The sequence below is a fragment of the Streptomyces sp. NPDC001663 genome (assembly GCF_042893105.1).
Taxonomy (GTDB): domain Bacteria; phylum Actinomycetota; class Actinomycetes; order Streptomycetales; family Streptomycetaceae; genus Streptomyces.
Genome location: NZ_JBIAUR010000024.1, coordinates 124,293 through 136,575, shown reverse-complemented (window position 1 = coordinate 136,575; position 12,283 = coordinate 124,293). Strand labels below are relative to the sequence as shown.

The window sequence follows — 12,283 nt, the reverse complement described above, 5'->3', positions numbered from 1 at the left end:
CGATGCACGAGGAGAAGGCCGAGATGGCTGGCCGAAAGGACGGCGACCGTCCCACGCAGGTGACGGGCGCCGACAGCTCTGCGTGGGCGCAGGAACTGCTCGAGCACCTGCGGCCCAGCGGGCGCGACGTCCGCCGGGTCGTCGCCTGGCTCGCGGACGCCGTGCGGGGCACGGCCTGTCTGCAGGACCACACCGGCCACCTCCTCGCCGGCACCCCCACACCGCTGGACGAGAGCCTCGTCGCGGACCTCGTCACCGGCCGGCTCGCCTCCGCCGCCTGGGACGACACCGGACGCCATCTGCGCCTGGTCAGGGTGGCCCAGCCGCAGTCCGCCGCGGCCGGTGTGCTGGCCGTCTCCCGCGCGACCCCCTTCGACCGGCGCACCGCCGACATCGTGACCCACACCGCCCAGGTGGTCGAACTCCTGCTCAGGGCACGCGAGTCGACCGCGGCCGGACGCCGTCTCGAACGCGCGACGTCCGATCTGCGCCTGGCCATCCTGCAACTGCTGATGGTCGAGGACACCGTCTCCGCCCGCCGGGTCGCCGCGGGCCTGTGGCCCGGCCTGCTCGACACCGACACCGCGTGCGTGTACGTCCTCGAGGGCTGCGCCGAGGAACGCGACCGCATCGCCGAGGACTGCCTGGACGCCACCGAGGAACAGGCTCTCGTCGTACGCTGCCCGGCTGTCGACGCACACGTCATCGTCGTCACGCCCCGCGACGCGGCCGCCGACCAACTGCGCTCCCTGGTCGGACGGCGCCCGGGCACCATCCTCGGCGGCAGCGCCCCGCACACCCTCGCCCGCACCGCCACCGCCTACGGACAGGCCGTCAGCGCCCTTGCCGTCGCCCGCTTCCGGCCCGACAAGCAGGCCGTGTACGCCGAACGCACCCACCCCGAACGCCTGATGGACCCCGCCGCGCTGCACCGCTGGACGGCCCATGTCCTGCGCCCGCTTGACACCCTGGCGCACCACACCCGCGCCGAACTGCTGGCCACCACCCGGCTCGGCCTGGAGTTCACCGCCGTGAACGCCGCCAAGGTCCTCGGCGTCAGCCGCAACACCGTCCGCGCCCGCATGGAACGCGTCGAGGCCCTGCTGCACGCGGACTTCTCCGACCTCACCGCCCGCGCCGTCGTCCACCTGGCCCTCAACGCCCAGATCGGCCTGGCCGAACAACCGCACCCGACCGCCGGCACCGACACGGCCCAGCCCCGCCTCGCTGACCTGCTGGCCGGCCCCGCCCTGCACACCTGGGCAGGCGACCTGCTCGCCCGCCTCGACGCGGACGCCCGCGACCTGCGCCGCACCCTGCGCACCTGGATCGCCGCCGGAGGCAACGCCGAACGCACCGCACAGACCCTGGGCGTGCACGCACAGACCGTGCGCGAGCACGTCCGCAGCGCGGAACCCGTCCTCGAACGCCAACTGCTGGCCGCTGGCAGCGACCTCTACGAGGTCGTCCTCGCCCACCTGGCCCTCGGCGACCTCGAACAGCCCTCCCTCTGCCGGGCGAACCGGGACCTTCCGGACCGACCTGTGCACGGGTGAGCCCCGCGGCCACCGCAGCGGGCACCGACACGATTCACAACGCATCCGCCCGGCACGTAAGTTCGACGGGCCGCGGGGGCACGACCGGAACGGGGGACCGGTCGGGCCCCCCCTTTGCGGTTATCCCTGCAGCCGTACCGGCACCTCCTGCCAGCCGAATGCGATGAACGACGGCACCTGCCGCAACTCGTCCTCCTCGACGGCCAGTTGCAGCTCGGGGAAGCGCTCGAAGAGGGCGGGCAGCGCGGTCAGCGCCTCCACCCGGGCGAGCGGAGCACCGATGCACCGGTGGACGCCGATCCCGAACGCCAGATGGTCGTCGGCCCCGCGCGCCGCGTCGAAGACATCCGCGTCCGGCCCGTAGCGTGCCGGATCCAGCCCGGCAGCCGCATACGTCGTGATGATCGCGTCGCCCGCCGCAATCGTGACGCCGCCGACCTCGAGGTCGGACACGGCGAACCGCAGCGGCAGCGAGGCGATCGACGGCTGTACCCGCAGCGTCTCGTCCACGACCGCGTCCCAGTCGATCTCCCCGGCCCGCACGGCGGCCAGCTGCTTCGGATGCCGGAGCAGGGCCGCCACCGCATTGCCGATGAGATTGACCGTCGTCTCGAACCCGGCGCCGATCACCAGCAACAGCGTGTACAGCAGCTCCTCGTCGCTGAGCCGGTCGCCGTCCTCGTCCCGCACCCGGATCAGCTCGGTCGTGAGATCGTCCCCGGGATGCACGCTGCGGTGAGCGATCAGCGCCGGCAGCACCGTGCCGATCTGCTGCTGCACGAACGCGGCATGCTCCGGGCTCGGGTCGGAGGTGTCCATGATGGCCGCGACCATCCGCCCGGTGTCCTCCCGCAACTCCTGCGGAACACCGAACAGTTCGCAGATCACCTGCATCGGCAACGGATGCGCGAGCCCCGCCCTGACATCCACCACCTGCCCACCGGCACCGGCCGCCTCCAACGCGTCCAGCAACTCCGCGGTGATTGCCTCCACCCGCGCCCGCATCGACTCGGTGCGCCGGTGCGTGAAGCTCGGCGCCACCAGCTTGCGCAGCCGCGCATGGTCACCGCCGTACGTGGAGAGCATGTTGACCACGCCCACCCAGCCCAATATCCAGCCCCAGGAGGGGTGTTCACCGATCTCGGGCCACAACTTCCAGTGCAGCCGCGGGTCCTTGCTCACCTGCGGATCGAGGATCAGCTCCTTGAGGGTGTCGTAACGGGTGGGCGCCCAGGCGGGGATGCCGCCGGGCAACTCCACGGGCACGATCGGGCCCAGGGCGCGCAGGCGGGCGCTCTCGGCGGTGATGTCGGCGCCGAAGGGGTCGAGGGCGATGCGGTCGGTCATGGGCACCAGTACACACTGTCATCGCCGTCAACTCGCCTTCTTTCCTTGCCAATTCGCACGCTCGTCTCGGCATCCTGCTTGTCGGATCAACGGCGACAGCGAGCGGGCGGTGCGCTCACTCGACCCGGTGACCTCCCGCCCGGATCCGTACCGCGGACGCCGCCCCCGCGTTGCCCCGGCATGAACCGAACCGCCCTGGCGCCGCGCCGCCCCCTCGCCGACGAATCCGCTTCCGCCCCCTACGCCGAACTGACCCACGGGCCCGAGGCGGGTCCGCCGATCTACGCCCAGCTCGTAGCCGAGTGGCGCGCCGAGCATCGGGCGGTGCCGGCGTACCCGGAGGTGCAGTGGGCCTCCTTCGCCGACCTCCCGGGCGCGTGATTCGATCGTCGCTGCAACGGATTCTGCTGTCACGGTCTGGAATCTCAGCGCTTTGCTCCGTAGTCTCCGAGTGTTCTGTCGTGCCCAGAGGTCGGAGATTCCATGGATCGCGCTCGTCTGCAGTACCTGCTGGCCCGGGAGAAGCAGCAGGCCGAGCATCGCGGCCGGCGTTCGAAGGACGCCTACGCGCGTGCCGACCATCTCTTCGGGCGGGTGCCGATGACGTGGATGAACAAGACGGCCGGCGCGTTTCCCCGCTATCTGGCGACCGCCCGCGGCGCGCGCGTCACCGACATCGACGGGCAGGAGTACATCGACTTCTGCCTCGGTGACACGGGGGCCATGGCCGGCCACTCCCCGGCGGCCGTCGCCGAGGCGGTCCAGCGGCGCTTCGCCGACCTGGGCGGTGCCACCGCGATGCTGCCGACCGAGGACGCCGAATGGGTCGGCGCCGAGCTGACCCGCCGCTTCGGCCTGGCCCGCTGGAGCTTCTCGCTGACGGCGACCGACGCCAACCGGTGGGCGATCAGGCTCGCCCGGGCCGTCACCGACCGCCCCAAGATCCTGGTGAACAGCTACAGCTACCACGGCAGCGTCGACGAGTCCCTCATCGTCGTCGGACCGGACGGCAGGGGAGTGGCCCGCCCCGGAAACGTCGGAGCACCCTGCGACGTCACCCTGACCAGCCGCGTCGCGGAGTTCAACGACCTGGAGCAGCTGGAGCGCGAACTCGCCCACGGCGACGTGGCCGCCGTCCTCATGGAACCCGCGCTCACCAACATCGGCATCGTGCTGCCGGAGCCCGGATACCTCGAAGGCGTCCGGGAGTTGACCCGCCGCCACGGCACGCTGCTCATCAACGACGAGACCCACACCTTCAGCGCAGGACCGGGCGGCTGCACCGCCGCCTGGGACCTCGAGCCCGACCTCCTGACCATCGGCAAGGCGATCGGCGGCGGCATCCCGGCCGGCGCCTACGGCCTGTCAGCCGAGCTCGCCGACCGTCTCCTCGCCCGCGCCGACCTCGACCTGATCGACATGGGAGGCGTCGGCGGCACCCTGGCCGGCAACGCCCTGTCCGTCGCCGCCACCCGCGCCACCCTCGAACACGTCCTGACCGACGAGGCGTTCGCCCGGATGGCCAAGCTGTCCGAGCGTTTCGAGGCCGGCGTACGAGCGGGCATCGAAGCCCACGCCCTGCCCTGGTCGGTGAGCCGGCTCGGCGCCCGCACCGAGTACCGCTTCGCCTCCCCGGCACCCCGCACCGGCACCGAGTCCGCGGCGGCCGCCGACCCCGAGCTCGAGGACTTCCTGCACCTCTACCTGGCCAACCGGGGCATCCTGCTGACCCCGTTCCACAACATGGCCCTGATGTGCCCCGACACCACCGACCAGGACGTCGACACCCACACCGGGGTCTTCGCCGAAGCCCTGGCCGAACTGACGGGCTGAGCAGGGCCGTTAGGCTCGGCGCAGCCGGTGGGAGAAGGAGAGCAAGGACCGTGGACGAGATCGACCGGGCCATCCTGCGCGAACTGCAGACCGACGGGCGCATCGCCTACGCCGACCTAGGCCCCAGGGTCGGCCTGTCGGCGTCGGCCGCCCGCCAGCGCCTGCAGCGGCTGCTGGACTCCAAGGCCGTACAGGTCGTCGGGGTCACCGATCCGATGGCGATGGGCGGGCAGGCCATGGCCCTGCTCGGCATCGGCGTGGACGGCGACCCGCGCGCGGTCGCCGACGAACTGGCCCGCCGCTCCGAGGTCGTCTACTCGGTGCTCACCTCAGGCGGCTTCGACCTGTTCGTCGAGGTCGTCGCCGCGGGCCCGCGCGAGCTGCTGGACTTCGTCAACGACGTCGTACGGCCCATCGAGGGGATCCGGGAGATCCGGTCGTTCCCGTACTTCGGCATCCACACGCACCGCTTCCTCTGGGACGTCGGCTGAAAGCGCAGCGTGGGACGGGTCCTCGGACTGCAAGGGGCTCCTGCGCGCACACCTCGACGCACGCCCAGGCCCTGTTGTGTCTTCGACGGTGACGGCGACCTCGCGGCCGACTAGCCTACTGGTCGGTAACGGACCGGACCCTGGAGGCAGAACATGGCGCAACTCGAAGTCGAGGGCGCGGTGTTGGCGTACGACGACGAAGGCCCCCGAGACGGCCAGGGCCCGCCCCTGGTATTCGTCCACGGGTGGACGGCCAACCGCCACCGCTGGGACCACCAGAGCGCGCACTTCTCGGCCGAGCGCCGGGTGATACGGCTGGACCTGCGCGGCCACGGCGACAGCACCGGAGCGGGGGTCGGGGCAGTCGACGACCTCGCCCAGGACGTCCTCACCCTCCTCGACCACCTGAAGGTCGACCGCTGCGTCCTCGTCGGCCACTCCATGGGCGGCATGATCGCCCAGACGATCGCTCTTGCCCGGCCCGACCTCGTCGACCGCCTCGTCCTCGTGGACTCCATCAGCCGTATGACCTACAGCCGCGGCCGGGGCCTGCTGATGGCGGCCTCCACCCTCGTGCCCTTCAAGCCGTTCGTCGCCGCCAACATCCAGCGGGCCTTCGCACCCGGCTACCCACGCGAGGAGGTGCGCAAGTACATCGAGGCCTCCGCCGCCACGCCGAAGGAAGTGGTCATGACCGACTACGGCGCCATGCGGGCCTTCGACGTCCTCGACCGCGTCGGCGAGATCGAGGCACCCACCCTCATCGTCCACGGCTTCCACGACATTCAGCTCCCGTTGAAGCAGATGCTGCGCATGGCGAAGGCGTACCCGAACGCGGTCGTCCGCATCATCGACGCCGGGCACGAACTGCCGGTGGAGAAGCCGGCCGAACTGACCGAGGCCCTCGACCGGTTCCTGGCGCCTGCCCGCGGGTGAGGCGATCAGTGCGCCAGCTTGGCCCGGGCGCCGCCGACCGCCGCGGCCGGCCGCGCGGTGGCACGCACCGACCGGCTGACCAGATGTGCATCCCGCCGCAGGTCATGGGCGGCATGGCGGCCGCGCCAGGCCAGCGAGGGGGCGCCCGCCGTGTCGTCGGCCGCGATCAGCAGGCCGCCGAGCATCGACAGGTTCTTGAAGAAGTGGATGCGCTGCTGGGCGCGCTCGTCGGGGTCCTCCGCCTCCCAGAAACGGTGACCGGCGAGGGTGGTCGGCACCAGGGTGCCCGCGATGGCCAGCGCGGCCAGTCGCGGCAGCCGCCCGCTGCCCAGCAGCAGACCGGCCACCACCTGTACGGCCCCGTTGAGCCGCACGACCTGTTCGGTGCGGTCGGGCAGGGCGTCGACCCGCTCGGTGACGGGCTCGACGACCGGCTCGGCCACCGGCGCGACCTCCTCGGGAGCGCGCAGCGTGTTCAGGCCGCCGCTGATGAACATGGAGGCGAGCATGGGGCGGCCGACCGTACGCAGGAGACTCATGACCCTCTCCAAGAGGTGTGGGTAGGTGCAGAGAACCACCGGGTTCCCCTCCCTGATGTGGTCGATGCCACGTCATCGGGTGAGGTGAGGGCGTGTCACCGCCCGCAGCCGCGAGCTACCGTTTTTCGCCTGTCTCCTGTCCCCACACACGCAGTACGGACGGCCCCGCAGTGCTCGCAGACCTCTCCCCGATCATCGCCGCGACCGCCCAGTGGCTGATACGCGCCTACCCCTCGGGCGGCGGCGCACTGGCCTCCGCCCTGTGCGAGGTACAGGCCCGCCAGGCCGTGACCGTCGCGGCCTGGCTGCGCTACCCGACGCCGATGGACGCCGCACTCGTCGGCATGGCGGGCCCCGGGGGATCCGCCCGGCTCGACTGGATCGCCGGCACGGACGACACCGCGTGCCAGGACGCCGACGACCGTGCCTGGCGCACCTGGGTCGACGAGGTCGTGGCGAGCTGGGCGGCCAGTCTGCTGACCGACCCCGAACTGGCCGGCCTCGCGGTGGCCGCGATCGCCGAAGACGGTCACACGGCCGGTACGCCCGCCGAGTTCAGGCGGCTGCTCGCCCCGGACGACAACGACCGGCGGGCGGCGGCGCTGTTGCGCCACCCCGATCTGCTCGCCCCCGTGAGCGCCCTGCACCGGGAGCAGCTGCTGCAGCTCCTCAAACCGGGTCAGGCGCTCATCGCCTGAGAGCCGGGCCACGTCGTAGGGGCCGTGTCCTCTCAGTCGAGCTTGCCGCGGCCGCTGAGCGCGTCACGCAGCCGGTCGACCAGCCCGGCGCCCGGGGCCAGCAGCTTGTTGGCCGGAGGTGTGTCCGGGGCGGTCGGGTGGGTGCCATCAGCCAGCTAGCGAGGGGATCCGCGCCTTTAGGCGTGGGGGGAATCGCTTCTCTTGGCTGCTCTGACCTCAACTGTTCTTACAGGTCTGCACTGTTGACCTCGGTTAGACACGTGCCGCGTGTATCGTCACGGCGTGACGGTGACGCGGAAGGTTCGCCGGTACTGCGGCGGCATGGACGACTTGGGGCTGCACGTGGTGTGGTGCCCGAAGTACCGTCGCCGGATTCTTGGTGGCCGGGTCGCGGTCCGGCTGCGTGAGTTGATCGAGGCCAAGGCCGCTGAGAAGGGCTGGGAGATCATCGCCCTTGAGGTGATGCCCGATCATGTGGACCTGTCCGTCAGGCCCGAACCGAAGGCTTCTGCCTCGTACATGGCCAACCAGTTCAAGGGCTTCACCTCGCGGGTGCTGCGCCAGGAGTTCCCGCACTTGAAGTCGCGGATGCCCACGCTGTGGTCGTCGTCGTTCTTCGTCGCCTCGGTCGGCGCGGTCAGCGCGGACACGGTGCAGCAGTACATCGACACCCAGGGGGAACGTCCGTGGACGAAGAGGCAGAGGGAGGGCAACGGTTGTGCGTCGGGCGTATAAGTTCCTCCTGCGGCCCACCGTCCGCCAGGTCGCCGCGCTCGGCCGAGATGCTGCGGGATCACTGCTCGCTCTACAACGGGGCCTTGCAGGAACGACGGGACGCCTACCGGCACGTCTCGAAGACGACGCTCCGCTACGGGCATCAGTCCGCGCAGCTGAGGGACATCCGGGCGTTCGACCCCGAGCGGCAGGGCCGCTGGTCCTTCTCCTCCCAGCAGGCGACGCTGCGCCGTCTCGACAGGGCGATGCAGGCGTTCTTCCGCCGGGTCAGGGCAGGAGAGCAGCCGGGCTACCCGCGCTTTCGTGGGGTGAACCGGTTCGACACGGTGGACTTCCCCAAGGACGGCGACGGCTGCCGCTGGGATTCCACCCCGCACGAGCGCGTCACCCGCGTCCGGCTGCAAGGCGTGGGGCACGTCCGCGTCCACCAGCACCGGCCCGTCAAGGGCCGGGTCAAGACCGTCTCCGTCAAACGCGAGGGGCGGCAGTGGTACGTCATCCTCGCCTGCGACGAGGTACCCGCCGAACCGCTCCCGGCCACCGGTGCCGTGACCGGCATCGACATGGGCGTGGCCCACTTCCTCACCACATCCCAGGGCGAGCACCTGCCCAACCCCAGACACGGCCAGCGCACCACCGAAGCCCTCGCCGACGCCCAGCGGGCGCTCAAGGCGTTCCCGCACGGCAAGCGGGAGGACCGCAGCGCGAAGCACCGCCGGGCGGTGGAGAAGGTGGCGGGGCTGCACCGCAAGGTCCGGCGCCGGCGCACCGACCACGCGCACAAGACCGCACGTGCGATGGTCCGCACCTACGACGTGATCGCGCACGAGCGGCTGAGCATCGCGAACATGGTCCGCGCATCCAGGCCCAAGCCCGCTCCCCGGACGCCCGGCGCCTTCCTGCCCAACGGCGCGGCGGCCAAGGCCGGCCTGAACAAGAGCATCCACGATGCGGGTTGGGGGGTGTTCCTGGGCATCCTCGCGCACAAGGCTGAAAGCGCCGGTCGTATCGTGATCCCCGTGGACCCCCGCAACACCTCCCGCACCTGCCCCGCCTGCGGGCATGTGTCCGGCGAGAACCGCACCACCCAGGCAAAGTTCGAGTGCAACCAGTGCGGACACACCGCCAACGCCGACCAGGTCGGTGCACTCAACATCGCTATCAGGGCCGGGCTGGTCCTTCCCGACGTGGCCTAGCCAGGCCTAGCCACCGACAGGAGAAGCCCCCAGATCTATCCGGGGGAGGAGTCACGCCCTTCACCTCCAGCCAGGAAGCGGCGGCTCCCGGTCCGGATCCGCCACGGCCCCCCGAGTGCCCCGGCCCCCGGGGCGCTAACACCCCGCTGCAGCGGGGCCCTCACCGGCCGTCCGACCGTGGTGTGGGAGGCGTTTTTGTTGGAACTCGCACGATCGACGACACATCACAACCGACGACACATCCGGACAAGGCCGTCCTCGGGAGGCCGGTGTGGCAGACGTGGCAGACACGGTGGACAACGTGCTCGGACGGGTGCTCGGGGAAGTGGCTGCCCGGGCGGATCGGCTGTGGGAGATCGCCCGGTCCCTGCACGCCGATCCCGAGTACGCCTTCGAGGAACACCGGGCGGCCCGCCTGCTGAGCGGCGAGCTCGAACGCGCGGGGTTCACCGTCGAGCGGGAGCTGGCCGGGCTGCCCACCGCGTTCGCCGCGCGGGCGGGAGGCGTGCGCAGGCCCGCGGTGGCCTTCCTGCTGGAGTACGACGCCGTGCCCGGCCTCGGGCATGCCTGCGGCCACAACCTGATCGCCGCCGCCGGCCTCGGAGCCGCGCTCGCGGCGCGGGCCGTGCTGGGCCGGGGCGAGGGGGCAGTGTGCGTGGTGGGGACGCCCGCAGAGGAGGGCGGTGGCGGCAAAGTCACCGAGACCGAGGCGGGCGTGTTCGACGACGTCGACGCCGCGCTGATGTTCCACCCGGGCGTCCACAGCTGGCAGTGGGCGCCGCTGACCGCCCAGACGCAGTACCGCATCGGTTTCCACGGCCGGGCCGCGCACCCCACCGGCAACCCCACCGAGGGCATCGACGCGCTCGCGGCCCTGATCCAGCTGTTCAACACCTTTGCCGTCGTCGGACGACGGCTTCCGCAGGGTTCGCACGTTCAGGGCATCGTGACGGACGGCGGTCTCGCCACGAACATTGTCCCCGAGTACGCGGAGGGCCTGTTCGGCCTGCGCGCGGCGACGACCGCCGCCCTGGAGGACCTGGCGGGGGAGCTGCTGACCTGCGCACAAGGTGTGGCACGGGCGACGGGCACGACCGTCACGTTCGGGCGCGCCACGCCGCGCTACGAGCACTTCCGGGACAGTACGGTGCTGTCCGCGCGGTTCGCCGAGCACCTGGCCCGCACGGGCACCGAGCTCACACCTCCCGAACCCGGCGTGTACCTGGGCTCTTCCGACATCGGCAACGTCAGCGGACGCGTGCCCGCGATCCACCCCTTCGTCGCGATCATGGACGAGGACGGCTCCGACCACACCCCCGAGTTCGCCACCGCGGCGGCCTCCGACCGGGCCCGCCGGGTGATGTTGGCGGCGGCCGAGGCGCTGGCCTGCACGGCGGTGGAGTTGTTGCTGTCCACGGAACTGCGCGAGCAGGCATGGCGCGAGCACGGGAGTCGTGAAGCCGTCGCGGTGAAGTGATGCCGAGCCGCGCGGACGTGGACGGCGAGATCGGCGCACGCTGTGTCGATCGCCTCGGCCGGCAGACAACTGCCGGGGAACGGAACGATGTCCAGGGTCTCACCGGCGAGGATGTCCGCCGTGGGGGAGATGCGCGACGCCGTCCGCGGGGGCGAACGGCAACCGCGTGTGGTTCGTGCCGTGCCATCGCTGCCGGTTTTTCTCAGGTCCGGGACGCTACGGCCCGATACCGACGGGCCGCGGCCTCCCGCGAAGACCGTGAAAGGCGACCATCGGGTACCCGCCGTCCGCCACTGGCGCACGGACGCCGGGTGCGATGTGCGGCGTGCCCTAGGAGCGGGGCCGTTCGAAGGTGAGGAGCAGGCCTTCGACCGCTCCGGGGCCTATGCGGCCCTTGACGTCGGCGGACGTGATCGCCTTGAGCGCCCAGCCGTCCCCGGCGTGCTTGTTGAGGACCTTCTCCAGCTTGTCGCTGTCCAGCGCGTCACCGATCAGCGACTCCCTGAAGCTGACGACCTTGTACTCGAAGTTGTAGCTCATGACTGCGGCTTTCTCCTGGGCGTGGGCTGCGATGGCGGAGCCAGCCAATCACGCGGCCGGGCCACCTGCACCGGCAGGGCGGGAGTTCCTCGCTGCCGCGCCGACTGCTCTGGCGTTCGCGCCTGTTGGGCGGCGCCCGGCGGGCAGCGGACGTAGCGTGGGCGGCGCAGGCGTACGAGGACGAATCCCATGGTGGAGTGATGTGCTGGAGCGCGAAGGCCGATCTCGTGGCGGGTGCGTCCGTCGCTGCCGTCGGGGTGGCCTGTGTGGCCCGGACGCACCGGCGGGGTGATGTGCTGCTGGCTGCGCTGCCGTTGCTGCTGGGGGCCCATCAGATCGTCGAGTCGGCGGTGTGGGCCGCCGGCGGAGGCTCGGGGCCGGCCACGCTGGCATGGGCCGTCATCGCCTTGCCGTTGCTGGCGCTGTGGGTACCGGTCGGCGTGCTGTGCGCCGCGCCACCACGGGCGCGCCCTCGGCTGGCGGTGCCGCTGGCGGTCGGAGCGGTGACCGCCGCGGTGCTTGCGCACGCACTGGCGGTGCGCCCGGTGACCGCCGAGATCCGCGGCCACACCGTCGGCTACGCACTCGGTCTCTCCCACGGCCGGCTGCTCGTGGCCGGCTACCTCGTGGCCACGGTCGGCTCGCTGCTCTTGTCGGGCGATCGCGGGCTGCTCGCGCTGGGGGTCCTGGTCGGCGCCGGGGCACTCGTCTGCTGGGCGCTGTGGCGATGGGAGTTCATCTCGACGTGGTGCGCGGTCGCGGCGGTGTGCTCGGTGGTGTTGTTCGCCTGGGTGAGCGGGCGGCGGGAGCGGCCGCGGACTCCGGGATCTCCCACATTCGTTTGAAGCATGTCCCCGCACAACGCGCCCTACTGCCAAGGGCGTTGCGGATGCGGAGGTCGACGGTGTGACAGCGGCCGGGGCGGACGGTTTCCG

General features: G+C 71.5%; 12 protein-coding genes and 2 pseudogenes. 10 read left to right on the top strand and 4 right to left on the bottom strand.

What is annotated here, in order from left to right; genetic code table 11:
- Window positions 1–23 precede the first annotated feature (23 nt).
- Window positions 24–1,556: a helix-turn-helix domain-containing protein gene (locus ACFY1L_RS49455; protein WP_388841302.1), complete on the top strand. Its 1,533-nt coding sequence runs from the start codon at window positions 24–26 to the stop codon at window positions 1,554–1,556.
- Between the two features lie 120 nt (window positions 1,557–1,676).
- Here ACFY1L_RS49455 and ACFY1L_RS49450 read toward each other — a convergent pair whose 3' ends face one another.
- Window positions 1,677–2,909, bottom strand: coding sequence for a cytochrome P450 (locus ACFY1L_RS49450; RefSeq protein ID WP_388841299.1), 1,233 nt, complete (start codon window positions 2,907–2,909; stop codon window positions 1,677–1,679).
- 174 nt (window positions 2,910–3,083) lie between these two features.
- On the opposite strand from ACFY1L_RS49450, the gene ACFY1L_RS49445 reads away from it, so the two are divergent.
- The 4 genes from ACFY1L_RS49445 to ACFY1L_RS49430 all read left to right on the top strand — a co-directional run bounded on the left by ACFY1L_RS49445 (window position 3,084) and on the right by ACFY1L_RS49430 (window position 6,163).
- Window positions 3,084–3,284 carry a hypothetical protein gene (locus ACFY1L_RS49445; RefSeq protein WP_388841295.1) on the top strand — a complete coding sequence of 67 codons (201 nt, stop codon included), beginning with the start codon at window positions 3,084–3,086 and terminating at the stop codon, window positions 3,282–3,284.
- A 102-nt stretch (window positions 3,285–3,386) separates the two neighbouring features.
- On the top strand, window positions 3,387–4,736 hold the full coding sequence (locus ACFY1L_RS49440; protein WP_388841292.1) for a transaminase: 1,350 nt from the start codon (window positions 3,387–3,389) through the stop codon (window positions 4,734–4,736).
- Between the two features lie 50 nt (window positions 4,737–4,786).
- Window positions 4,787–5,227 carry an Lrp/AsnC family transcriptional regulator gene (locus tag ACFY1L_RS49435; protein WP_388841289.1) on the top strand — a complete coding sequence of 147 codons (441 nt, stop codon included), beginning with the start codon at window positions 4,787–4,789 and terminating at the stop codon, window positions 5,225–5,227.
- Between the two features lie 153 nt (window positions 5,228–5,380).
- Window positions 5,381–6,163: an alpha/beta fold hydrolase gene (locus ACFY1L_RS49430; protein ID WP_388841286.1), complete on the top strand. Its 783-nt coding sequence runs from the start codon at window positions 5,381–5,383 to the stop codon at window positions 6,161–6,163.
- A gap of 5 nt (window positions 6,164–6,168) precedes the next feature.
- On the opposite strand, the gene ACFY1L_RS49425 is transcribed toward ACFY1L_RS49430, so the two are convergent.
- A complete protein-coding gene (locus ACFY1L_RS49425) occupies window positions 6,169–6,702 on the bottom strand; it encodes a DoxX family protein (protein WP_388841282.1) in 534 nt (177 codons plus the stop codon).
- A 170-nt stretch (window positions 6,703–6,872) separates the two neighbouring features.
- On the opposite strand from ACFY1L_RS49425, the gene ACFY1L_RS49420 reads away from it, so the two are divergent.
- Window positions 6,873–7,400, top strand: a complete 528-nt coding sequence (locus tag ACFY1L_RS49420; protein WP_388841278.1) for a hypothetical protein — start codon at window positions 6,873–6,875, stop codon at window positions 7,398–7,400.
- Between the two features lie 32 nt (window positions 7,401–7,432).
- Here ACFY1L_RS49420 and ACFY1L_RS49415 read toward each other — a convergent pair.
- A pseudogene (locus tag ACFY1L_RS49415) lies at window positions 7,433–7,540 on the bottom strand (hemerythrin domain-containing protein); the annotation flags it as partial.
- 181 nt (window positions 7,541–7,721) lie between these two features.
- Between ACFY1L_RS49415 and tnpA the strand changes: the two are divergent.
- From tnpA to ACFY1L_RS49400, 3 genes and pseudogenes are all read left to right on the top strand, one after another.
- The gene (gene tnpA, locus ACFY1L_RS49410) at window positions 7,722–8,135 is read left to right on the top strand and encodes an IS200/IS605 family transposase (RefSeq protein ID WP_388841437.1); all 414 of its coding nucleotides are present in this window, start codon (window positions 7,722–7,724) and stop codon (window positions 8,133–8,135) included.
- A pseudogene (locus ACFY1L_RS49405) lies at window positions 8,119–9,331 on the top strand (RNA-guided endonuclease InsQ/TnpB family protein). Before tnpA ends, ACFY1L_RS49405 begins: the two are co-directional and overlap by 17 nt.
- A gap of 280 nt (window positions 9,332–9,611) precedes the next feature.
- Entirely contained in the window at window positions 9,612–10,808 is a 1,197-nt protein-coding gene (locus ACFY1L_RS49400) for an amidohydrolase (protein ID WP_388841434.1), read from the top strand.
- Between the two features lie 330 nt (window positions 10,809–11,138).
- Here the strand turns inward: ACFY1L_RS49400 and ACFY1L_RS49395 are convergent, their stop codons facing one another.
- Entirely contained in the window at window positions 11,139–11,348 is a 210-nt protein-coding gene (locus ACFY1L_RS49395) for a DUF4177 domain-containing protein (protein ID WP_361269270.1), read from the bottom strand.
- Between the two features lie 200 nt (window positions 11,349–11,548).
- On the opposite strand from ACFY1L_RS49395, the gene ACFY1L_RS49390 reads away from it, so the two are divergent.
- Window positions 11,549–12,193 carry a DUF6629 family protein gene (locus ACFY1L_RS49390; RefSeq protein ID WP_388841273.1) on the top strand — a complete coding sequence of 215 codons (645 nt, stop codon included), beginning with the start codon at window positions 11,549–11,551 and terminating at the stop codon, window positions 12,191–12,193.
- The last annotated feature ends 90 nt before the right edge of the window (window positions 12,194–12,283 follow it).

What these genes read in the sequence shown, in the direction of transcription:
- ACFY1L_RS49445 (WP_388841295.1), top strand. Translation starts at nt 3,084, where the DNA reads ATGAACCGAACCGCCCTGGCGCCGCGCCGCCCCCTCGCCGACGAATCC.
- ACFY1L_RS49440 (WP_388841292.1), top strand. Translation starts at nt 3,387, where the DNA reads ATGGATCGCGCTCGTCTGCAGTACCTGCTGGCCCGGGAGAAGCAGCAG.
- ACFY1L_RS49455 (WP_388841302.1), top strand. Translation starts at nt 24, where the DNA reads ATGGCTGGCCGAAAGGACGGCGACCGTCCCACGCAGGTGACGGGCGCC.
- ACFY1L_RS49390 (WP_388841273.1), top strand. Translation starts at nt 11,549, where the DNA reads ATGTGCTGGAGCGCGAAGGCCGATCTCGTGGCGGGTGCGTCCGTCGCT.
- ACFY1L_RS49430 (WP_388841286.1), top strand. Translation starts at nt 5,381, where the DNA reads ATGGCGCAACTCGAAGTCGAGGGCGCGGTGTTGGCGTACGACGACGAA.
- tnpA (WP_388841437.1), top strand. Translation starts at nt 7,722, where the DNA reads ATGGACGACTTGGGGCTGCACGTGGTGTGGTGCCCGAAGTACCGTCGC.
- ACFY1L_RS49395 (WP_361269270.1), bottom strand. Translation starts at nt 11,348, where the DNA reads ATGAGCTACAACTTCGAGTACAAGGTCGTCAGCTTCAGGGAGTCGCTG.
- ACFY1L_RS49425 (WP_388841282.1), bottom strand. Translation starts at nt 6,702, where the DNA reads ATGAGTCTCCTGCGTACGGTCGGCCGCCCCATGCTCGCCTCCATGTTC.